This window comes from Kribbella alba, assembly GCF_039529635.1.
Lineage (GTDB): Bacteria > Actinomycetota > Actinomycetes > Propionibacteriales > Kribbellaceae > Kribbella > Kribbella alba.
Genome location: NZ_BAAANE010000007.1, coordinates 741,725 through 763,212, shown reverse-complemented (window position 1 = coordinate 763,212; position 21,488 = coordinate 741,725). Strand labels below are relative to the sequence as shown.

Annotated in this window: 19 protein-coding genes; 14 read left to right on the top strand and 5 right to left on the bottom strand. The window is 68.8% G+C overall.

Annotated features, from left to right (window positions below; all coding sequences use genetic code 11):
- Genes ABD210_RS21475 through ABD210_RS21455 form a run of 5 tightly spaced genes read left to right on the top strand, consistent with a single transcriptional unit; the run spans position 1 to position 5,571 of the window.
- Positions 1 to 840 carry a phosphosulfolactate synthase gene (locus ABD210_RS21475; RefSeq protein ID WP_344113665.1) on the top strand — a complete coding sequence of 280 codons (840 nt, stop codon included), beginning with the start codon at positions 1 to 3 and terminating at the stop codon, positions 838 to 840.
- On the top strand, positions 837 to 1,736 hold the full coding sequence (locus ABD210_RS21470) for an XcbA family protein (protein ID WP_344113663.1): 900 nt from the start codon (positions 837 to 839) through the stop codon (positions 1,734 to 1,736). The genes ABD210_RS21475 and ABD210_RS21470 overlap by 4 nt, the downstream gene beginning before the upstream one ends.
- The gene (gene xcbD, locus ABD210_RS21465; RefSeq protein ID WP_344113662.1) at positions 1,737 to 3,095 is read left to right on the top strand and encodes a 3-sulfopropionylcysteine synthase XcbD; all 1,359 of its coding nucleotides are present in this window, start codon (positions 1,737 to 1,739) and stop codon (positions 3,093 to 3,095) included. It begins immediately after the preceding gene.
- Complete coding sequence (locus tag ABD210_RS21460) at positions 3,095 to 4,069, top strand: 1-aminocyclopropane-1-carboxylate deaminase/D-cysteine desulfhydrase (RefSeq protein WP_344113660.1); 975 nt, start codon at positions 3,095 to 3,097, stop codon at positions 4,067 to 4,069. Before xcbD ends, ABD210_RS21460 begins: the two co-directional genes overlap by 1 nt.
- The gene (locus ABD210_RS21455) at positions 4,066 to 5,571 is read left to right on the top strand and encodes a lyase family protein (protein ID WP_344113657.1); all 1,506 of its coding nucleotides are present in this window, start codon (positions 4,066 to 4,068) and stop codon (positions 5,569 to 5,571) included. Before ABD210_RS21460 ends, ABD210_RS21455 begins: the two co-directional genes overlap by 4 nt.
- Positions 5,572 to 5,841: 270 nt before the next feature.
- Here the strand turns inward: ABD210_RS21455 and ABD210_RS21450 are convergent, their stop codons facing one another.
- Positions 5,842 to 6,297 (bottom strand): cysteine dioxygenase, encoded by a 456-nt coding sequence (locus tag ABD210_RS21450; protein ID WP_344113655.1) that lies wholly within the window; start codon positions 6,295 to 6,297, stop codon positions 5,842 to 5,844.
- A gap of 19 nt (positions 6,298 to 6,316) precedes the next feature.
- Positions 6,317 to 7,876, bottom strand: a complete 1,560-nt coding sequence (locus tag ABD210_RS21445) for an FAD-dependent oxidoreductase (RefSeq protein WP_344113654.1) — start codon at positions 7,874 to 7,876, stop codon at positions 6,317 to 6,319.
- A 209-nt stretch (positions 7,877 to 8,085) separates the two neighbouring features.
- Between ABD210_RS21445 and ABD210_RS21440 the strand changes: the two genes are divergently transcribed.
- The 3 genes from ABD210_RS21440 (at position 8,086) to ABD210_RS21430 (ending at position 12,326) form a co-directional block, all read left to right on the top strand.
- Positions 8,086 to 9,519 (top strand): aldehyde dehydrogenase family protein, encoded by a 1,434-nt coding sequence (locus ABD210_RS21440; RefSeq protein WP_344113652.1) that lies wholly within the window; start codon positions 8,086 to 8,088, stop codon positions 9,517 to 9,519.
- 427 nt (positions 9,520 to 9,946) lie between these two features.
- Positions 9,947 to 10,594, top strand: coding sequence for an HD domain-containing protein (locus ABD210_RS21435; protein WP_344113651.1), 648 nt, complete (start codon positions 9,947 to 9,949; stop codon positions 10,592 to 10,594).
- A gap of 100 nt (positions 10,595 to 10,694) precedes the next feature.
- A complete protein-coding gene (locus tag ABD210_RS21430) occupies positions 10,695 to 12,326 on the top strand; it encodes a GAF domain-containing sensor histidine kinase (protein ID WP_344113649.1) in 1,632 nt (543 codons plus the stop codon).
- A gap of 6 nt (positions 12,327 to 12,332) precedes the next feature.
- Here the strand turns inward: ABD210_RS21430 and ABD210_RS21425 are convergent, their stop codons facing one another.
- From ABD210_RS21425 to ABD210_RS21415, 3 genes are all read right to left on the bottom strand, one after another.
- Positions 12,333 to 14,030, bottom strand: a complete 1,698-nt coding sequence (locus ABD210_RS21425; protein ID WP_344113648.1) for a PucR family transcriptional regulator — start codon at positions 14,028 to 14,030, stop codon at positions 12,333 to 12,335.
- Complete coding sequence (locus ABD210_RS21420) at positions 14,027 to 14,638, bottom strand: MEDS domain-containing protein (RefSeq protein ID WP_344113646.1); 612 nt, start codon at positions 14,636 to 14,638, stop codon at positions 14,027 to 14,029. Before ABD210_RS21420 ends, ABD210_RS21425 begins: the two co-directional genes overlap by 4 nt.
- Positions 14,639 to 14,828: 190 nt before the next feature.
- Positions 14,829 to 15,398 carry an ArsR/SmtB family transcription factor gene (locus ABD210_RS21415; RefSeq protein ID WP_344113644.1) on the bottom strand — a complete coding sequence of 190 codons (570 nt, stop codon included), beginning with the start codon at positions 15,396 to 15,398 and terminating at the stop codon, positions 14,829 to 14,831.
- A gap of 405 nt (positions 15,399 to 15,803) precedes the next feature.
- Between ABD210_RS21415 and ABD210_RS21410 the strand changes: the two genes are divergently transcribed.
- The 6 genes from ABD210_RS21410 to ABD210_RS21385 all read left to right on the top strand — a co-directional run bounded on the left by ABD210_RS21410 (position 15,804) and on the right by ABD210_RS21385 (position 21,461).
- Entirely contained in the window at positions 15,804 to 17,489 is a 1,686-nt protein-coding gene (locus ABD210_RS21410) for a nitrite/sulfite reductase (protein ID WP_344113642.1), read from the top strand.
- A gap of 76 nt (positions 17,490 to 17,565) precedes the next feature.
- Positions 17,566 to 17,715, top strand: a complete 150-nt coding sequence (locus ABD210_RS21405) for a hypothetical protein (protein ID WP_166665480.1) — start codon at positions 17,566 to 17,568, stop codon at positions 17,713 to 17,715.
- On the top strand, positions 17,712 to 18,398 hold the full coding sequence (locus ABD210_RS21400) for a phosphoadenylyl-sulfate reductase (protein WP_344113641.1): 687 nt from the start codon (positions 17,712 to 17,714) through the stop codon (positions 18,396 to 18,398). Before ABD210_RS21405 ends, ABD210_RS21400 begins: the two co-directional genes overlap by 4 nt.
- Positions 18,395 to 19,357: a sulfate adenylyltransferase subunit CysD gene (gene cysD, locus ABD210_RS21395; protein WP_344113640.1), complete on the top strand. Its 963-nt coding sequence runs from the start codon at positions 18,395 to 18,397 to the stop codon at positions 19,355 to 19,357. The genes ABD210_RS21400 and cysD overlap by 4 nt, the downstream gene beginning before the upstream one ends.
- Positions 19,357 to 20,670, top strand: a complete 1,314-nt coding sequence (locus tag ABD210_RS21390) for a sulfate adenylyltransferase subunit 1 (protein ID WP_344113638.1) — start codon at positions 19,357 to 19,359, stop codon at positions 20,668 to 20,670. Before cysD ends, ABD210_RS21390 begins: the two co-directional genes overlap by 1 nt.
- The gene (locus ABD210_RS21385) at positions 20,667 to 21,461 is read left to right on the top strand and encodes a sirohydrochlorin chelatase (protein WP_344113636.1); all 795 of its coding nucleotides are present in this window, start codon (positions 20,667 to 20,669) and stop codon (positions 21,459 to 21,461) included. The genes ABD210_RS21390 and ABD210_RS21385 overlap by 4 nt, the downstream gene beginning before the upstream one ends.
- Positions 21,462 to 21,488 lie beyond the last annotated feature (27 nt).

Sequence of the window (21,488 nt, the reverse complement as noted above, 5' to 3'; positions counted from 1 at the left end):
ATGGCCGTGTGGGAACGTCCGGACTTCCTTGAACTGCCCGAGCGTGATAGCAAGCCGCGGCGCCGCGGGCTCAGTCACGTGCTCGACAAGGGCGTCACCACTGCCGCCCTCGAGGCCTTGCTGGATCAGGCGGGCGAGTTCGTGGACGTGCTGAAGATCGGCTGGGGGATCGCCTACGTGGACCCGACGGTCAAGGAGCGCGTCGCACTCTGCAACGCCGCCGGCGTCACGGTGTCCCTCGGTGGGACGCTGCTCGAGATCTGTGAAGCCCAGGGCCGGGTCGACGAGCTGCGCCGGTGGGCGGCGGGCATCGGCATCGGAGCGATCGAGGTGTCCGACGGCCTGCAGGCGATCACCCCGGCCCGGAAGGCCGAGCTCGTCCGCGCCCTGGCGACCGACTTCACCGTCTTCGCCGAGACCGGCGCGAAGGACGGCCACGCGCCGGTCGTGACCGAGCAGTGGCTGACCGAGATGGAAGCGGATCTCGTCGCCGGCGCGAGCTGGGTCATCGCAGAGGGCCGCGAAAGTGGCACGGTCGGGCTGTACCACGACGACGGCAGCGTACGCACCGAACTGGTCGACGCGATCGCCGACAGACTCCCGGTCGACCGGGTCATCTTCGAGGCCCCCCGCAAGTCCCAGCAGACCTGGCTGATCCGCCGGCTCGGCGCGGGCGTCAACCTCGGCAACGTGCCACTCGACGAAGTACTCGCCCTGGAGACCCTGCGTCTCGGCCTGCGCGCCGACACCGCCATCACCGAACCAATCAGCACCGAACCAATCAGCACGGAACCAATCAGCACCGAACCAATCAGCACGGAATCGGTGGCGGCGCGGTGATTCCCGACCCGGTGCCGAACACCATCACCCGGCCTTACCGCGGACTGTCCGTCCAGGAGGTCGAGGTGCCGCTCACCGAGCTGGACCTGGTGCCGTTCCTGCTCGGGCGTGAGGTGTACCGGCGGACCGACTACCTCGTACTGCGTAACCACGCCGAGGCCGCGGTGGTCGCAGTACGGAAGGCGTCGACCGAGCCGCTCTTCTCCCCCGTCGTCGAAGCACGAGTGCTGGCCCTGCCCGAGCAGGTCGTCTCGATCAGCTCGCCCGAAACCGATGTCGGCAATGCCACCGCGCTCGCCCGGACCGCGCTCGCCCACCGGCGGGACGGCGTACGTGCCTATGTCGTGCAGGGCCGCTACGAACACGTGAACTTCATCTGGGAGCCGACGCCGGTGCGGATCCGGGTCACCGAGGTTGTGCCGCCCGAGCCGCCGAAGCTGTTCGCCATGGCCGAGCAGGTGGTGGCGTTCGACGAGGACCTGCCGCCGATCGAGCTGGTGCTCGACGCGGTCGACATCAGGGAGTTGGCGGCGGCCAACCCGGCCCCGCAGTACCTGCTGCCGTGCCGGGGCTCGGGCGTCGACCTCGGAGGCGAGGTCGCGTTCCTCGACACCCGTCCGGCGGAACGGGAGGACTGGCTGATGATCGGCTGCGAACGGTCGCTGCAGTTCCACCGCCACTTCTACGGCGACGAGCCACCACGGGCGGACATCTGCCCCCGCCGGCGAGTCTCGGGGCGGGAGCCGACGCTGGCCAAGTGCTGTCTGCTCGAACGCGGTGTGGAGGTCGATGGCAGCTCGGCGGTGGTTCCGTGGGGGTCCAATCTCGACGAGATCAGGACCGCTTTGCGCAGCCTCACCGGAGTCGCGCGGCTCGACGGAGCCACGGTGAGCTAGATGGGCGCGCACCTCGTCGACTCCGTGCTTTACGGCCACCTTTGGAGTACTCCGGAGATCCACCGACTGCTTGACGACGAAGGCCGCCTGCAGGCCTGGCTCGAGATCCTCGCCACGCTGGCCGAGGCCCAGGCCGACGTCGGGCTCGTCCCCGCGGACGCGGCGCGCGCGATCAGGAAGCACGCCGATGTCGGCCTGCTCGACCTTGCCCAGGTGGCCGAGCAGACCCGCGCCACGGGCCACTCCACGCTCGGTTTGATCCGCTGCCTGCTGGAAATACTCCCGCCGGATGCACGCGAATGGGTGTACTACGGCGCAACCGTGCAGGACCTCTCGGACACCTGGACCGCGCTCCTGATGCGCCGCGTCGCCGACATCCTCGAACGCGACCTCGTCCGCGCCGAGAAGGCAGCTCTCGAACTGGCGAAGCGCCATCGCGACACCGTGATGTGCGGGCGCACCCACGGGCAACCGGGACTGCCGATCACCTTCGGGTTCAAGGCGGCGGTGTGGGCGTCGGAACTGCACCGCCATCGGATCCGGGTCGCCGAGGGCCGCGTCCGCTGGGAGGTGGTCCAGCTCGGCGGGGCGCTCGGGACGATGGAGTTCTGGGGTGACCGTGCGCTGTCACTGCTCGAGGAGTTCGCCCGCCGGCTCGGGCTGGGTGTTCCCGACATCCCCTGGATCACCGCGCGCGACGGCATCGCCGAGTTCGCCGGCCTGCTGGCGATGGTGACCGCGACGCTCGCGAAGATCGGCCAGGAGGTGTACGACCTGCAGCGCCCCGAGATCGGTGAACTTCGCGAGCCGTTCTCCCCCGGCCAGGTCGGCAGCATCACCATGCCGCACAAGCGCAACCCCGAACTGTCCGAGCACCTCGTCACACTGTCCAAGATCGTCCGGGCGGACGCCACGGTCGCTGTCGAGGGCATGGTGCACGAGCACGAGCGAGACGGACGGGCCTGGAAGACCGAGTGGGTGGTGCTCCCCGAGGCCTGTCTGCTCACCGGCGCCGCTCTCGACTTCGGCTGTCGGCTGCTCGAAGGACTCGAGGTCGACGCCGATCGGATGCGCGAGAATCTGCAAGCCCGCGGCGGCTACGTGCTCTCGGAGCCGGCGATGCATGCGCTGGCCGACCGGATCGGCAAACACGCCGCACACACGGTGGTGTACGAGGCGACCCGCGCGGGTCTCGACCGTGGTGTCGATCTGGAGACCGCCCTGCTCGCCGATCCCCGGATCTCCGGACAACTCGCACCGGAAGAGATCGCCCGCTGCCTCGACGTACAGGGGGCTCTCGGGGCGGCGCCCGCGTTCGTCGACCGAGTGGTTGCCTCCTGCAACGACTGGATCGTCTGATGAAGCACCTGGTGTCGTTGCCGCGGATACCGCTGGTCGCGGCGGCCACGCCGCTCCAGCCGGCGCCGCGCCTGTCTGCGGAGATCGGTGTCGAGGTGTGGTTCAAGCGGGACGACCTCACCGGCTTGGGCCTCGGCGGCAACAAGGTCCGCGGGCTGGAGTACCTGCTCGGTGATGCCCTCGACCAGGGTTGCGACTGCCTCGTCACCGGCGCCGGGTCGCAGTCGAACTGGGCGATGCTGGCCGCACTTGCAGCACGCCGCTGTGGCCTCACGCCGTACCTCGTCTTCTACGGCTCGCGAACCCGGCCGACCGGAAACCTGTTGCTCAGCGAGTTTCTGGGCGCAGACGTGCGGTTCACCGGCGAGCTCGAACGGGCCTCGGTGGACGCCGGAATCGACAAGCTCGGGGCGGAGCTGTCAGCAGCGGGACGGCGGCCGTATCTCGTACCGCGCGGCGGCGCGACCCCACTGGGTGCCGCGGGCTACGTACGCGCCAGCATGGAGCTGGCCGAACAGTTGATGGCCACTGGTCTCGCTCCCTCGCAGCTATGGCTCGCTACCGGATCGTGTGGCACGCAAGCTGGTCTCGTCGCCGGATCCCGTTGGCTGCACAGCCCGTACGACGTGGTCGGGGTGAGCGTGAGCCGTCCAGTCGACGAGTGCGTCACCCGCGTCGAGTCACTCGCTCGCGGGGCGTCGTCACTACTCGGCTTCTCGCCGGACGACGACGGCTGCGTGACCGTGCTCGGGGGATATCTGGGGCAAGGCTATGGGCGGGGCTCACTCGCCGGTGACGCTGCCGCACAGCTGGTCGCCCGCACCGAGGGCATCTTCCTCGACCCTGTGTTCGGGGCCAAGGCAATGGCGGCCCTGGTGGACGCGGCGAGAGCCGGCAGCGTCGACGGCCCGGTCGTCTTCCTTGTCAGTGGCGGGGCGCCCACACTGTTCGCCGGACCGAAAGGATCCTTGTGAGCCGACTTGTTCCGGACGGATACCTCGGCGCTGAGGCGCGGATCACCAGCGGGCCCGCGCCCGAGCTAGTCGAGGCCGGTTATGCGCTAGAGACAGCCGACGCGCCGCTGCTGCACCACGGTCTGGGCCTGGCGGACCTCGCCCACGTCCTCGAACTCCACGAGGCCGAGATCATCCCGACCGCTGACGCCAGGGTCCTGTTGGCCGCGCTGCTCGAGTTGCTGGAGATTCCAGCCGAGGACTTCCCTTACGACCCGCTCTACGGCGACGCCTACAACAGCCGCGAACGTGAGCTCGAACGCCGTCTCGGCAGCGTCGCAGGGTGGTTGCACACAGGTCGCACCCGGCGGGAGGCCGGCCGCATCGCCTTCCGGCTCGCCCTGCGCGACCGCCTCCTCGAGCTGCACGAGGCGGTCGGCCGGTTCCTGGGCGCTGTGACCACCCAGGCGACGGAGCATGCCGGCTCCATCTGGGCTGACACCACCTATCTCCAGCCTGCGCAGCCCTCGACTTTCGGCCACTACCTCGGGGGCTTCGGCGAAGAGGCCGTGCGTCACCTCGACCGGCTCGAGCAGGCCTATCGGTGGGCCGACCGCTCCCCAGCAGGCGTAGGCGGCGTCGGTGGAAGCCGGGTGCCGATGGACCGCGAGCGGCTCGCCGGACTGCTTGGCTTCGAGAGCGCAGGCGCACATACCCGCGACGTCATGTGGGCGGTCGATGGCCTCGCCGACGCGGTGGTCGCCGCAACGCAGGCCGCGACCACAGTCGACCGGCTGGCCGAGGACCTCGAGATCTTCGCCAGCCCCGGCTTCGGCTACGTCACCCTCGACTCTTCTCTGTGTCGCGCCTCGGTCCTGATGCCACAGAAGCGCAACCCCTACGCCCTGGCCGTGATCCGCGCGGGCGCAGGGACCCTGGTCGGCAGAGCCACCGGCCTGCTTGTCACCCAGCGCACCCCATCAGCCCGCACAGACAACTGGTTGCACGCGTACGGCGAGGTTGCCGGCGCTCTCGACCTGTCCCGGCGGGTTGTCGCACTCGGCGCCGAAGTGACCCGAACCCTGACCATCGACCGGGACACCCTGGCGGCGGCAGCCGGCAGCCACTTCACCGGCGCGGCTGACCTGGCCGAAGAACTAGTCCTCCGCCACGCCCTCGACTACCGCTCCGCCTACCGAGTCGTCGGCCGCGCAGTAGCCACCGCCGTCGACACCGCGCGAACCACCCTCACCCCCGAAGACTTGGCCCGCGCCGCCACCGAAGTACTGGGCCATCCTCTGGCCCTCACCCCCGAGAACCTACGCGCCGCGCTAGATCCCGCCCTCGTCGTGGCCGGCCGCACAGTACTCGGCGGCAGCGCCCCGGACCGGGTCCGCGACCACTGCCGCTCCCTCGCCCATCGGCAAACCGAATCCACCGCCTGGCGCCAAACCCGCCGCCAAACCGCCCAGGCCTCCGAAGCCGACTTGATCACCACCGCCCGAGCCCTAGCCACTGGCTGAGCCCCGCCATTCGCCGGCTGGTTTTGGTGGCGCACAGCCCGGGCGCTTGGCGTACCGACGGACAGGACGTGGTCGCCGGATCGGGGCGCCGTGCCGGTGCTGCACGCGCGGCGCCGGGCTTGGGCAGCGACTACGTCCTGTCGGTCGGTACGGCTGAACCCGAAGCCGACCCCCAAACCGCACCTCTGCGCACGGCCACCGACCACCCAGCCAGGAAAGGACGCCAGCAACTTCAACCGCGCGGAGCGACCCGCGTGCCGCAGTCAGGGGTCACCAGTCGGTTCCGGCCTGTTCCAGGGCGGTGATTACCAAGCGGCCGTCCCGTACGGCGTACTGGGTCATGGTGGTCAGGAGGGGCGAGTAGACGTGGATGCTGACGGCGGGGAACGGGCCGGGGTTCGTGAGGTCGTGGATGTGGGTGGGACCGAAGGCGCGGACCCGGCCGCGGTCGAAGGTGCGCACGACCTGGCTGGCGCGATAGACCGACTCCTGGAGTGTCCCCCGGACTATGGCGAAGGCTCCGGCGACGTTGCCGTGGTCGTGGATACCGGTGTGTTGTCCGGGCATCCAGGTCAACAGCCAGGCCTCGTACTCCGGTGTGCGCTCCAGCAGCGCGTAGTACCGCTGGTCCGGATCGAAGCGGACGGCATCCTTCCAGCGGGCACGGTTCTGAGCGATTCCGGTGGCGAGTCCCGCCAGACTCAAGCCGGCATCGACGATGCTCACGACTGCCTCCGTTCCGGCATCACAGGTCGACGAGGTTGCTGTTGCCGGCGCGGAGCCGGGAGAGCTGGATGAAGTGGTCGGGGTTGAGGAACAGCTCGTTCATGTCGCCCATCTCGTCGATCGTGATGCCCTTGCGCAGCAGGTGATCGAGGTACTGGAACGCGTCCTTGGCGCCGAACCCGACGTGGTGCGCGCCGAGCAGCCGACGGGTCTTCCCGTCGTAGATGGCCTTCTGCATCCCGGTGAGCTCAGGACGGGTGAAGGCGTAGAGCATCGACCCCTCGGCACAGGGCAGCGCGAGTTCGTCGTCGCGGATGCCCTTGGGCGGCATCTGGATGACCACCACGTCGTCGTACTGCGCGCGCGCCTCGGCCTCGGTGAGCCCGACCCAGGTCACCTCGTACGTCGTGTGCAAGAAGTCCGGGTACTCGGAGAAGTCGAACTCGTACGGCTCGCCCATGATGTTGCGGGCCGCGGTCATACCGCACTTGCGGGCCTTGAACATCTCCATCGGCGAGCCGATCAGGTCGCCGATGGCGTACACCCCCGGGACGGAAGTCCGCATCCGGGAGTCGACCGTGATGAAGCCCCGGTCGTCCACCTCCACGCCGAGCGCGTCGACGTACGGCTGCGAGTGCGGGCGCTCGCCCGTCCCGATGAAGACGAAATCGGTGTCGATCGTGAGTTCGGCGCCATCGGCCAGCCGGACCCGGACCCCGGTGACCTTGCCGTTCCCGATCACCTCGAGCGGCTCGGCGCCTTCGAGCAGCTCCATCCCGCGCTTCCGCATCCCGTCCAGGACGTAGGTCCGCAGGTCCTCGTCCACGTGGTGCAGGCTCGCAGTACGCATCAGGGGGCTGCGCGAGACGATCGTGGTCTGGCAGCCGGCCGCCTGGAAGAAGGAGCCGTACTCGAGGGCGATCTTCGAACCGCCGATGATGACGCAGCGCGAAGGCTCGTAGTCGAGCTCCTCGATCAAGGTGGCGAAGTCGAAGACCCCCGGGAGGTTGATCCCCGGAATGTCCGGCACATAGGTGCTGGCTCCGGTGCCGAGCACCAGGTTCCGGGCGGTGAAGCGCCTGCCGGCCACTTCGACGGTGTTCGCGTCGAGCACGGTGGCCTCGGCGTTGAGGATGTACTCCATCCCGAGCTGTTCCTTGCTCTGCCAGTTCATGAAGGCGTGCGGGTTGTTCCGGCCGGCCTTGAACAGCTCGATCAGATCGCGGATCGAGGCGCGCTTCTCGTCGAACTCACCGAACCACAGCGTCCCTGCGTTCCAGCGCGCGTAGTCCAGCTCCCGCGCGGCTTCGGAGAAGAGGTGATGCGGCACACAAGCCTGGTGCGGGCACGAGCCGCCGAGAAAGGGCCACCTGTCGACGACCAGCTGGCGGCCACCCCTGGCCTGCAGGTAGGCGGATCCGAACCGGCCGCCGGCACCGCCGCCGACGAAGATCGCGTCGTACGGCGTGGGGTCGTCGCGGTCGACGTTCTCCAGGGGCTCGGTGATCTCGCCGGTCTCCGCACGATGGATCAACCGCTCCCACTCGCCCATGTTCAGCACGGTGTCCCGCAGGTCCATGGTCTTCCTCCTCAAGCTGGCGTCGTGGCCAGCTTGCGAGACGCCGACCACGGCCGGTACGTCCTCAGGAGCCGAAGTACTCTCCCGCTCCCGCCCTCACGGGACCATGCCGCAGCCGGCGCCGTGCCGTCCCGGGCGGACGACGCCGAGCAGTAGATTCGTCCCGTCATGCCGAGTCGTCGGAACGCGATCCCCGGCAGGGTTGGGCCATGACTGACACGGCGAAGCAGGCTGACATGACGAAGCAGGAAGGGATCCAGCGTGAGGTCGAGCAGGTCGTGACCCGGGCAAGGGCTGCGCAGGCGACGATCGAGGACTACACGCAGGAACAGGTCGACGAGCTCTGCACCGCGGTGGCGTGGGCGGTCGCGCGCCCGGAGCGGGCCGAGGCCCTGGCCAAGCTCGCGGTCGACGAGGGCGGGTTCGGCAACTATGCCGACAAGGTCACCAAGATCAACAAGCGCGTCCTCGGCGTGCTGGCGGACATGCGAACGCTGCGGACCGTGGGTGTCGTGGAGGAGGATCCCGAGCGCGGGCTGGTGAAGATCGCCAAGCCCGTCGGTGTGGTTGCCGCCCTCATCCCGACCACCGGCCCGGACGCGACGCCGCCGGTCAAGGCGTTGCTCGCGCTCAAAGGTCGCAACGCGATCGTCGTCGCCCCGCACCCGCGGACGACGGAGACGACGGCCGCGGTGGTGGAGTACATGCGGGAGGCGTGCACGCAGGTCGGAGCTCCGGCCGACCTGGTCCAGATGCTCCCGGCTCCGTCGATCGCGAAGACGCAGGAACTGATGCGCCAGGCTGATCTGATCGTGGCCACCGGTGGTGCTGCGATGGTCAAGGCCGCCTACAGTTCCGGCACCCCGGCGTACGGCGTGGGCGTGGGCAACGCAGTACACGTCGTGGACGAGACTGCCGACGTGGATGACGCGGCTAGCGCGATCGCGGTGGCCAAGACGTTCGACTACGCCACCAGCTGCCTGGCGGACAACGCGATCGTGGCAGAGACCAGCGTGTACGACGCCCTCCTGGATCGCCTCACGGCAGCAGGCGGTTACCTCTGCAGCCAGGAGGAGAAGGACGCGTTGCGGCGACGGATGTGGCCGGATGGCGGGCACATCCCCTCGCCCGATGTCATCGCCAAGCCTGCACCGCGCATCGCGGAGCTCGCCGGCTTCACGATCCCCGCTGACCGAACGTTCCTCATCGTCGAGGAGGACGGTGCCGGTCCTGAGCATCCCTTCTCGGGCGAGAAGCTGTCCGTCGTACTGGCCGCCTACCGGTACACCGGCGACATCGCGCGGGCCGTGGATCTCGTCAACGCCATCACGGGCTACCAGGGCCTCGGCCACACCTGCGGCATCCACACGAGCCGGGACGAGCATGTCGAAGCTCTTGCCCAGGGCACCAAAACCGCACGGGTCCTGGTGAACCAGAACCTCAACGAAGGCGCCGGCAGCCCCCGCAACGGTCTGCCGTTCACGCTCAGCCTCAGCTGCGGGACCTGGGGCGGCAACGTCACCACCGAGAACGTGAACGCCCGCCACTTCGTCAACCTCACCTGGGTCTCCCGTCCGATAGCTCCCCACCCGGTCACCGAGGAAGACCTCTTCGCCGCGCACTGGGAACGCCACGGCCGCTGACCGCGGCACCCCAGGAGCGACGGCCCGTACCGACCGACAGGAAGTGGTCGTCGGATCGGGGCGCCGTGCCGGTGCTGCACGCGGGGCGCCGGGCGTGGGCCGCGACTACGTCCTGTCTGTCGGTACGGCTGAGCCCGAAGCCGACCCCTGAAACCGCACCCTTGCGCACGGCTGGCGCTCACCCAGGCAGGAAAGGACGCCCGCAACTCCAACCGCGCCGAGTCACGCCCGAGGTAGTTGGGAGTGGCGGAGCTGGGCGGGTCTTTCATGCGGCCGGCCGGCCGGCATCGCTGCGACCGCCCAGGTGCGCCCCCTGCTAGCCGGTACTGCGGTTGCCTGCCTGCGGGGCAGATCAAGTCACCCGGTCGCGCCACGGTGAGTGATAGGCGATCAACCTCGCCTTTCACGCCACATGAGGAGGTAGTCGATGCCCACCAACGGACAAACCGCGGCTGGGGTGACGGTGCCGGACACCAAGCTGGCCCGCGATGCGACGGACCTGGTCCGCGATACCACGACCGATCTGGTCTACAACCATTCCCGCCGGGTCTTCTGGTTCGGCAGCCTGCAGGGCCGCAATCGCGGACTCAGCTTCGACCCTGAACTGCTGTACATCGGGGCGATGTTCCACGATCTCGGTCTGAACGAGGAGTTCCGCGGCAGCGGCCGGCGCTTCGAGGTGGACAGCGCGGACGAGGCTCGCCGCTTCCTGCAGGGCCACCGCGTCCCCGAGGACAGTATCCGCAGGGTCTGGACAGCCATCGCGCTGCACACCACGCCAGGTATCCCCGAGTTCATGGAACCTGAGGTAGCACTGGTGACCGCAGGCGTCGAGTACGACGTGCTCGGCATCGGGTACCACGACGTCAGCGACGCCGACCGCGCCCAGATCACCGCCCTGCACCCGCGCCCGGACTTCAAGCGCAGCATCCTCCAGGCGTTCACCGAAGGCATCGCACCCAAGCCGGAGACGACGTTCGGCAACGTCAAGGCGGACGTGCTGGAACGATTCGTCCCCGGCTACGAGCGCGGCAACTTCGTCGACGTCATCCAGAACTCTGACTGGCCGGAGTAACGGCGCCAACGTGGACCACGCCGATGCTGGGGCAGCCTATGCTGCGCCCGACCAGACACGGTTACGTGAGCTTGCCGACGAGCAGGCCGCCCTGCGTCGCGTGGCCACGTTGGTAGCGGGCGGCGCACAGCCGGCCGAGGTGTTCACTGCCGTCGCGGATGAGCTCGGCCGCCTGATCGGCGCCGAGACGACGTCCGTGTCCCGCGTCGAACACCAGTCCGGAGCTGACGGCGAGCTCGACGCGTACATCACGGTCGTGGGGTCCTACGGTCAGGTCAGTGATCGTATCCCGGTCGGCGTTCGCTTCGAGCTGTTGCCCGGCATGGTCCAGGAAACCGCGCTGCGCACCGGCCGCCCGGCCCGGGTCTACGGTGAACGGCTGGCGAACGGCTCGCACGGCTCCTGGGTCGCCTCGCTCGGCATGCGCGCCGCGGTGGCCACGCCGATCATGGTCGAGGGACGCGGCTGGGGCGTGACTGTGGCCGCGACGTCGCAGGAGGACCTGCCGGCAGGCGCCGAGGCGCGGATGGCCGCCTTCACGGAACTAGCTGCGACGGCGATCGCCAACGCGTGGGCCGAGCAGGAGCTGCGCCAACTCGCCGGCACCCAGGCCGCACTGCGTCGCCTCGCCACGCTGGTCGCGGGGGGAGCACCACCCGAGGAAGTGTTCGCGGCCGCGACCAGGGAGGCTCTCCAGCACTTCGGTGACGGCACCGCCAGGATGATCCGGTTCGAACTCGACGGATCGGCGACCCTCGTTGCCAACGAAGGCAGAACGGCCCCCGACGTGCGGGTCGGCGACCGCTGGGAGGGCTATCCGCCCAACGGCCTGACCACGACCGTACGGCGTACCGGCCGGGCCGCGCGTGTCGATGACTACGGCGCCATTGTCGGCGGCGAGTCGACCGTCCGCGAGGGGATACGGTCCGCGGTGGCCGTGCCGATCCACGTCGACGGCCGGCTGTGGGGAATGATCGCGGTCGGGCCGGAGAACGGCCCGATGCCCGCTGACACCGAGCAGCGGATGACGCAGTTCACCGACCTGGTCGCCACCGCGGTCGCGAACGCGCAGAACCGGACGGAGCTCCTCAGCTCCCGCGCGCGAATCGTCGCGGCCGCGGACGAGGCCCGCCGGCGGATCGAGCGGGACCTGCATGACGGCGCACAGCAAGGCCTGGTCGCCCTGGCGCTGAGGCTGCGCTCGGCGGCGGAGGCACCCCAGGAGAGCGAAGACCTCCGCATCGAGATCGCCGACGTGGCCGCCGGCCTGATGACCGTGATCGACGAGCTGCGGGAGACCTGCCGCGGTATCCATCCAGCGATCCTCACCAGCGCGGGCCTGCGGCCGGCCCTGCGAGCGCTGGCGCGCCGCTCAGCCGTACCGGTCGAGATGGACGTGCGGATCAACGGCCGACTGCCCGAGCAGCTCGAGGTCGGCGCCTACTACGTCGTCTCCGAGATGCTCACCAACGCGGCGAAGCACGCCCGGGCGTCGGTTGTCGAGGTGAACGCGGAAGCGTCCGGTGGCACCCTTCGGGTGTGCGTGCGTGACGACGGCGCCGGCGGCGCCGACCCGCTCCGGGGCTCGGGGCTGGTCGGACTGAAAGACCGCATCGACGCGCTGGGCGGGACCTTCACCTTGCACAGCCCGCCGGGCGGCGGCACGTCGGTGTGCTGTGAGCTTCCGGTTCCGGCCGACGCGGCCCAACCGGATGCGCGCCCTGGCGAGTAGCCGGACCTAGTCCCCGAGACTTTGCAGCGTCTGCCAGGCCCGGGTGGCCAGCTGGAGGTTGAAGTTCGTCGTCGGGTCGGTCAGGTCATGTCCCGAGATCTCGCGGATGCGCTGCAACCGGTACTTCAACGTGCTGCGATGCACCGACAATGCGGCCGCTGTGGCGTCGTAGCTGCCTCCGCACTCCAGGTACCGGCACAAGGTGTCCACCAGTTCGGAACGTTTGCGCGCGTCGTACTGCAGCAGGGCGCCGAGCCACTGACCGACGAAGCGTTCGATGGTAGCGGGATCCTCGACCTCGCAGAGGATCCGGAACACCCCGAGATCCTCGTAGCAAGTCGCCTTGTCCGCACCCCTCGCACTGCGCTGCATCTTCAACGCCAGCAGGGCCTCGCGGTAGGAGCGCGGGAAGTCTCGCGGCTGCTCACACCAACCGCCCACACCTACCCGGCAGCGACCGCCGCCGAGCTCGGTGAGCACCGCGGACCGGAATCGGTCCCACGACGCGTCCGAGTCCGACAGCACCACGACAGCCCCGCCGCGGGCAACCAGCAACGAACCGACATGCGCCTCTCGGGCGGCTCTCCGGACGGCATGGAAGAACGTGTCGTCGTGCTGCGTCCGGCCACGGCCCTCGACCACGACGACCCGGTGCCGGCGCTCCAAGTCGTATCCGAGCGCCTGGGCCCGACCGAGCGCGCTCTCCTCGTCCGTCCCGGCCAGCAACTCCTCCACCAGGTCCCGTCGTACCCGCAGCTCAGCCTCGGCCAGACTCCGTAGCCGGGCCAGCTCCATCGCGAGGACCGTCGCACCGTGCTCGATCGCGATCTGCTCCTGGTCCCCCGCCGCACCGGCTGGATCCACCAGCGCCAGCACACCCAGTACGTCGGCACCGGGGCTGGCGATCGCCACCAGCCGACCGCCCTCACGGACCGGGCCGCCCTCGCGCAGCGCGCGCCTCAGCATCTGCTCGCGGCGTGCGCGGGGGTCCTTCGGATACGGGTCCGGGCGGTTCGGGCCGGCCCACGCACGCAGGTTCCCGTAGCGGTCCTCCACCGCGACCGGGAACCCGGTCAGCTCGTGGACCGCCCGGGCAATGCCTTCCTGTCCCTCGCCGGCCACCGCTACCCGGGTGAACCGGTCGTGGATCTGGGTGGTCTGCTCCAGCGCCCGGACCGTCTCGGCGAGCGCGGTGTTGGCGCCCCGGAGCTCCTCCGCGGTCGCACGTTCCTTCGCATGCAGCCGGGCGTTCGCGAGCGCCACGCCGGTCTGCTGGGCGAGCACCCGGCAGAGGAACTGCGCGTGCGTGGAGGGTTCGGTCTCTGCCGCGGTCACGAAGAAACCCACGTGTCCGGCGACACCGCGCATCGGGAGCGCCCACGCCCAGTTCTCGCCGGGAATCTCGATCGTTCCACCGCTCCGGCCGACGGCGACGAGCCGGGTCTCGAGGTCTGCTCGCATGGTTCGCCCGGCCATCGACGGCGTGGCCGCGACCCAACCACGCTCGGGGAAGTAGACGCCGACCAGACGGCAGCAACCGAACGACGGAAGTGACGAGCCCGCGAGCTGGACGATCTTGTCCTCGTCGCCGCTCTCGGTCATCAGCATCGAGAGCATCAGCAGACCCTGCAGATTGGACAGTTGGTCGCGCAGCTCGGCATCCGCTCCGGCTGCGGGGGCAAAGGCCACAACCGGCGCGCTCATGATCGGGTGGCGAGGAACTCGTCGGGCTCGAGGTAGTACGGGTTGTCCAGCACCATGCCCCCGAGCAACACCTTCGGATGGGTCTTGAGTACGTCGACCAGGACCTCGCCGCTGAACTGGTCGAGCTCGTAGAGGCAGAGGATCACCTGCGGATACCGCGGCAGGAACCGGTTCAGCCGGGACTCGTAGCCGACCAGCTCTTCCACACCCGGCATCTGCCGCAGCGCCCAGGTCATCTCCCCGACCGCGCGGGCGAAGGAGAACTCACCGGTCAACGCGCCGCCGACCGACTGGTTCCAGAACTCGAGCATCGCGTCGGTGGAGAACGCCCCGCCCTGCAGGTAGGTCTCGTCTGACCGCTGCACCTCGAGCTGATGCCGCCCGAGGTAGGGCCCGAGATCGACCTCGGTACCCAGTGAGGCCAGCACGGCCTCCGGATCGGAGGCGTCCACGACGCAGACGCACTTGTCGCCGGCCTTCAGCCCCTCCCTCAGATACGGGATGAGGATCTCGTCGCGGTCGGCCAGACTCGGGTAGAAGGCACAGATGTGGTCACCTGGGGCGATCTGCACTCCAGGGACACCGAGCGCCACGGAACTGGGCATCATCGGCATCGCCGCCTCTCTGACTGACAGCAGCATAGGCAAGCGTCCAGCTGGTTCCTAGACCTCGCGGGACGAATCGGTCACTCCAGATCACCCTGACAGGACTGGCTCCGGTGTCTTCAGCCGCGACGGACCACGGCTCGGCCGGTCTGCTGGGTGCCGGTCACGGCTCGGCCGGTCTCCTGGGTGCCCGTCACGGCTCGGCCGGGACAGCGTGGGCGAAGAAGAACACCCGGTCGGCGTCGTCGCCGACGGACGGGTTCTCGGCGTACTCGCGGACCACGTTCTCGATCCGCTCGCTGAGCTCGTCGAGTCGCTCCGGGGTGAGTGTGAGCCATCTCTCGGTGGCGTACGCGGCGCGGACCCACGGCTCGTCGTACCGGTACCGCATGTCGAACCACTGCCGCACTTTGCCGACGTGATGGGACAGGTTCGCATCCTCGGCGGAGGCCGTGACGAGCTCGCCCGCGGGGTCGCCTTTGGCGTCGGCGATGGACCAGGAGTAATCGCTCCTGTCGGCGACTCGCCACCACCGCTCGCGCCGGTTCCTCGCCAGCTCCGGAGCCTCCTCGATCACCCCTGCTGAGGCGAGAACCTTGAGGTGGTGGCTCATGTTGCCGACCAGTTCGCCGGTCGCGGCGGCCAGCCGGGAGGCAGTCGCCGGACCGTCGATGTGGAGCAGGTCGAGCAGGCGGCGGCGCAGCGGATGGTGGATCGCGGCGATGACGGAGACATCAGCCGAACGGCGGTTCGCGGGGGCCATAGGGTGAGATTAGCTTCCACAAGGAATCTTGCACAAGATTTCTTGCGGTATACAGAACACGCCTGAATCAATCCCGACCAGACTAATTGACTTAGTCACATCGTGAGATCGCGTCTCACATCGCAGGAACGGGAGTTGATTTGTCAGGCTTCGACGCCGAGGCTTATCACCATGCTCGCTGCCCGCTCGACACATCTCGTAGGTCGGATTCACGTCGACCTCGGTCGTATGCGCAGCGCCATCTGTTGTCCTTCGACGCTCTGACAGCCACCCTGCGGGCCGGCTCAAGGCCCCCGATCACCTGATCACCGCTGGGTGCGCACCGCGCAGACCGAATCGAATCGACGACGCTTCGAGCTCGCCTCGCGGACGCACCTGTCTCTAGCAGACAAGGACACGTTCCGGATGACTGGCGTCACCTCTGCTCCCCGCAAGCCCGCCCGCCCACGCAAGGGCAAGGGCGAAGGCCAGTGGGCGCTCGGCTATCGCGAGCCACTCAACAAGAACGAGGAGAACAAGAAGAACGACGACGGGCTGCACGTCCGGGCCCGGATCGAGAACATCTACGCCCACCGTGGCTTCGACTCGATCGACCCCGCCGACCTGCGCGGCCGGTTCCGCTGGTGGGGTCTCTACACCCAGCGCAAGCCCGGTATCGACGGTGGCCGGACCGCCACGCTCGAGCCGGAGGAGCTGGACGACAAGTACTTCATGCTCCGGGTCCGGATCGAGGGCGGCCAGCTCAGCACCGAGCAACTCCGGGTGATCGCCGAGGTCTCCTCCACCTACGCACGCGACACCGCCGACATCACCGACCGGCAGAACATCCAGCTGCACTGGATCCGGGTCGAGGACGTGCCGGCCATCTGGCAGAAGCTGGAAGCCGTCGGGCTCTACACCACCGAGGCCTGCGGCGACGTGCCGCGGGTGATCATCGGCAGCCCGGTGGCGGGCATCGCCGCGGACGAGATCATCGACCCGACGCCGGCGATCGACGACATCGTCGAGCGATACATCGGCAGCGACGAGTTCTCCAACCTGCCGCGCAAGTTCAAGACCGCGATGACCGGCCACCCGTCGCACGACGTGGTGCCGGAGGTGAACGACATCGCCTTCGTCGGCGTGGTCCACCCCGAGCACGGCCCTGGCTTCGACCTGTGGGTAGGCGGCGGCCTGTCGACCAACCCGATGCTGGCCCAGCGGCTCGGCGCCTGGATCCCGCTCGAGGAGGTGCACAAGGCCTGGTGGGGCGTCGTCAGCATCTTCCGCGACTACGGCTACCGCCGGCTGCGCACCCGCGCGCGGATCAAGTTCCTGATCGCCGACTGGGGCGTTGAAAAATTCCGTGAGGTGCTCGAGACGCAGTACCTCGAGCGCAAGCTGATCGATGGACCCGCGCCCGAGATCCCCGCAGTACAGGGTGACCATGTCGGCGTCCACAAGCAGAAGGACGGCCGGTACTACGTGGGCGTGGCTCCCGTCGTCGGCCGGGTGTCCGGCAGTGCGCTGGCCAAGGTGGCCGACGTCGTCGCGGCGCACGGATCCGACCGGATCAGGACCACCGCGCAGCAGAAGCTGATCGTGCTCGACGTCGAGGAGTCCCGGGTCGAGTCGCTGATCCACGAGCTGGCCGATCTCGGTTTCCAGGCCCGCCCGTCGGCCTGGCGGCAGAACACGATGGCCTGCACCGGGATCGAGTTCTGCAAGCTGGCGATCGTCGAGACGAAGGCCCGCGCGGCCCAGCTGATCGGCGAGATGGAGGAGCGCATCCCCGAGCTCGACGTGCCGATCACCGTGAACGTGAACGGCTGCCCGAACTCGTGCGCCCGGATCCAGGTCGCCGACATCGGTCTCAAGGGCCAACTGGTGAACGATGCCGACGGCAAGCAGGTCCCCGGCTACCAGGTCCACCTCGGTGGCGGCCTCGGCCTGGACGCCGGGTTCGGCCGGAAGTTGCGTGGCCACAAGGTCACCGCGGAAGGCCTGGCCGACTACGTCGAGCGAGTCACCCAGAACTACCTGAAGGAGCGGTCCGAGGGCGAGCGGTTCGCCCAGTGGGTCGTCCGTGCCGAGGAAGGAGCTTTGCAGTGAAGGAGCGAAGCGAGTTCACCAGTGGGTGCAGCGCGACTTGTGCCCGATGGGCGCCCGGACCGAAGGGAGGACGTCGATGAGTGAGCGAGCAGCGCCGTTGTACTGCCCGTACTGCGGTGACGAGGACCTTCGTCCTTCCGAGGAAGGGCACGGCGCGTGGGAGTGCCGGCCCTGTGCACGGGTGTTCCAGCTGAAGATGATCGGACTGCGGGTGACGGTGGAATGAGTACGGATCTGAAGGCGCTTGCCGAGGAGGCGAACGACCGACTAGCCGACGCCTCGGCGCAAGAGGTGCTGGCGTGGGCGCGGGAGACCTTCGGCGACGAGCTGGTGGTGACCGCTTCGATGGCAGACGGGGCACTCCCCCACCTCGCGGCCGAGGCGGCACCGGGTGTCGACGTGCTGTTCCTCGACACCGGCTACCACTTCGCGGAGACCATCGGCACCCGTGACGCGGTGGCGGCGACGCTGCCGATCAACCTGATCAACGCCACCCCGAAGCAGACCGTCGCCGAGCAGGACGCGACGTACGGCAAGGATCTTTTCGCCTCCAACCCCGACAAGTGCTGCGCGCTCCGCAAGGTGGAGCCGCTGAACCGGGTGCTGTCCGGCTACAAGGCCTGGGTCACCGGCGTACGCCGCGAGGAGGCTCCGACCCGGGCGAACACCCAGGTCGTCGAGTACGACGAGAAGCGCGACATGGTCAAGCTGAACCCGATCGCCCCGTGGACGCAGGCGGATCTCGACGAGTACATCAACGACAACGGCGTCCTGGTCAACCTGCTCCAGTACGACGGCTACCCGTCGATCGGGTGCCAGCCGTGCACCAAGCAGGTGGCTCCGGGTGAGGATCCGCGTAGTGGTCGCTGGGCCGGCCAGGGCAAGGTCGAATGCGGGTTGCACGTATGACCGCGACGATTGGAGCGGAGAAGCCGGCGACTGTGAAGATCTCAGTGCCAACCGGAACCACCAAGCCGACGGTGACCGAGCTGGACGCGCTGGAGAGTGAGTCGATCTTCGTCTTCCGCGAGGTGGCGGCCGAGTTCGAGCGGCCGGTGATCCTCTTCTCCGGTGGCAAGGACTCCATCGTGATGCTGCACCTGGCGCGGAAGGCGTTCGCGCCGGCGCCGGTGCCGTTCACGCTGCTGCACGTGGATACGGGTCACAACTTCCAAGAGGTCCTGGACTACCGGGATGCAACCGTGGCCGCTCTGGGCCTGCGGCTGGAGGTCGCTCGGGTCGAGGACTACCTGGCGGACGGGCGGCTCCGGGAGCGCGCTGATGGCACCCGCAACCAGCTGCAGACGATTCCATTGCTCGATGCGATCAACGGGCACCGGTTCGACGCGGTCTTCGGCGGCGGTCGCCGGGACGAGGAGCGCGCCCGGGCCAAGGAGCGGATCTTCAGCCTGCGCGACGAGTTCGGCCAGTGGGACCCGCGGAACCAGCGGCCCGAGCTGTGGTCGCTGTACAACGGCAGGCACCGGCCGGGCGAGCATGTGCGGGTGTTCCCGCTGTCGAACTGGACCGAGCTGGACATCTGGAACTACATCGAGCGCGAAGAGATCGCTCTCCCGAGCATCTACTACGCGCACGAGCGGGACGTGTTCGAGCGCGACGGCATGTTGCTTGCCGTCGGCCCCTACTCCCAGCCGCGCCCAAGCGAAGAGGTGACCCGCCGGGTGGTCCGCTACCGGACCGTCGGCGACATGTCCTGCACCGGAGCAGTCGCCAGTACTGCGGCGTCGGCGGCTGAGGTCGTCGTCGAGGTTGCGGCCAGCGAGCTCACCGAGCGGGGCGCGACCCGGGCGGACGACCGGGTCAGCGAGGCAGCCATGGAAGACCGCAAGCGGGAAGGGTACTTCTGATGAGCACACTGCTTCGACTTGCGACGGCCGGCTCGGTGGACGACGGAAAGTCCACTCTGGTCGGACGACTGCTGCACGACTGCAAGGCGATCCTGGCCGACCAGATCGCCCACGTCCAAACGGTCACTGCGCAAAGAGCAGGGGCCCGCGGCGACGGTACTGATTTCGACTTCGCTCTACTGACCGACGGCCTGCGCGCCGAGCGCGAGCAGGGCATCACCATCGATGTCGCCTACCGCTACTTCGCGACCGAGAAGCGCTCGTTCATCCTCGCCGACTGCCCGGGACACGTGCAGTACACGCGGAACACGGTCACCGGGGCCTCCACTGCCGATGTCGTGATCATCCTCGTCGACGCGCGGCACGGAGTACTGGAGCAGACCCGGCGGCATCTCGCCGTCGCAGGCCTGCTCCGGGTGCCGCATGTCGTTCTGGCGGTGAACAAGATCGACCTGGTCGGCTACGACGAGGCCGTCTACCAAGGGATCGCCAAAGACGTCTCCGAGCTCGCGGACCAGCTCGGGATCGCCGATGTGCAGGCGATCCCGGTCTCGGCCCTGGTCGGGGACAACGTCGTTGATCGCTCTGCGGCGACCTCGTGGTACGAGGGTCCGACCTTGCTGCAGTTCCTGGAGAGCGCTTCCGGGCGTTCCGACGCCTCGGCCCGGCCGCTGCGGTTCCCGGTGCAGTACGTGATCCGGCCGCAGACCGACAACGAGTACCGCGACTACCGCGGCTACACCGGAACCGTTGCCTCGGGCACCGTTTCCGTCGGCGACAAGGTGATCGTGCTGCCGGCCGGCCGGCGGACCACGGTCGCCGGGATCGATCGTGCCGTGATCAGCGCGACCTCGACCGCGGTGGCCGAGCGGCCTTCCGCAGTAGCCGGCGAGGCCGTCACGGTCCGGCTGGCCGACGACATCGACGTCGCGCGCGGCTCGGTGATCGTCTCCGCCGACTCCTCCCCCGGCACCCGCCGGGAACTGTCGGCGACCCTGTGCTGGCTCTCGGACCGTCCGCTGACCGTGGGCGCCCGGCTGCTGATCAAGCACACCACCACGACTGCCCAGGCGATCGTCACCAAGATCACCGGGGCGCTTGACGTCAGTGGCACAGGCACGCTCGATATCTTGCCCGCCACCGAGCTCGACCTGAACGACATCGGCAAGGTGCAGCTCAAGATCGCCGCACCGCTGGCCGCCGATCCGTACTCCAGCAACAACACCACTGGATCGTTCCTGCTGATCGACGCCCACGACGGGTGGACGCTGGCAGCCGGCATGATCGACGACGAAGAAGGGGAACTGCTGTGACTGCTCCAGCGCTCGTGATCCTCGCCCACGGCAGCCGCGATCCGCGTTCGGCCGCCACCGTCCACTCGCTCGTGAAGTGCCTGCGCGAGATGCGTGACGACCTGCGGATCGAAGCCTCCTTCCTCGACCACTGCCCGCCGAAGCCCTTCCAGGTGATCGACAAGCTCAGCGCCGAAGGCGTCGAGGAAATCGTCATCCTGCCGCTGCTGCTCTCGAGCGCCTTCCACGCCCGGGTCGACGTACCGGCCGTGGTCGACGAGGCACGCAGCCGCTTCCCCGCCCTGCGCATCATCGCCTCCGACGTCCTCGGGTACGACGACTCGCTGCTGGACGTGCTCGACCGGCGCATGCGGGCCGAGCTCAAGGACGGACGGGTGCGTGAGCTGGACGCGCTGGTGCTCGCGTGCGCCGGATCCAGCGACACGCAGGCGAATGCCGCCGTCGCCAGGCTCGCTCGCCTCTGGGGTCAGCGCCACAAGCTCCCCGTCGTTGCCGCCTTCACCACCGCGGCATCGCCCAGCCCGGCCGAGGCCGTTCTGCAATGGCGGCTGGAAGGCCGTCGCCACGTGGCTGTCGGCTCGTTCTTCCTGGCGCCTGGCGTGCTGCCGGACCGCGCGGAGCAGACCGCTCGCAAGGCCGGCGCTGTCGCGGTCTCCCGCCCGCTCGGAGTGAGCGCAGAGGTGGCCCGCTTGGTCCTGCTCCGGTACGGCGTGGCCGGCCTCGACCTGCTGACGCTCGCTCCTGCTCCTCGCCCTGTTCTGATGCAGCCGGAGTTGGTCCGCACCGCCTGACCCCGAGAACAACTGGTCATCGAGAAC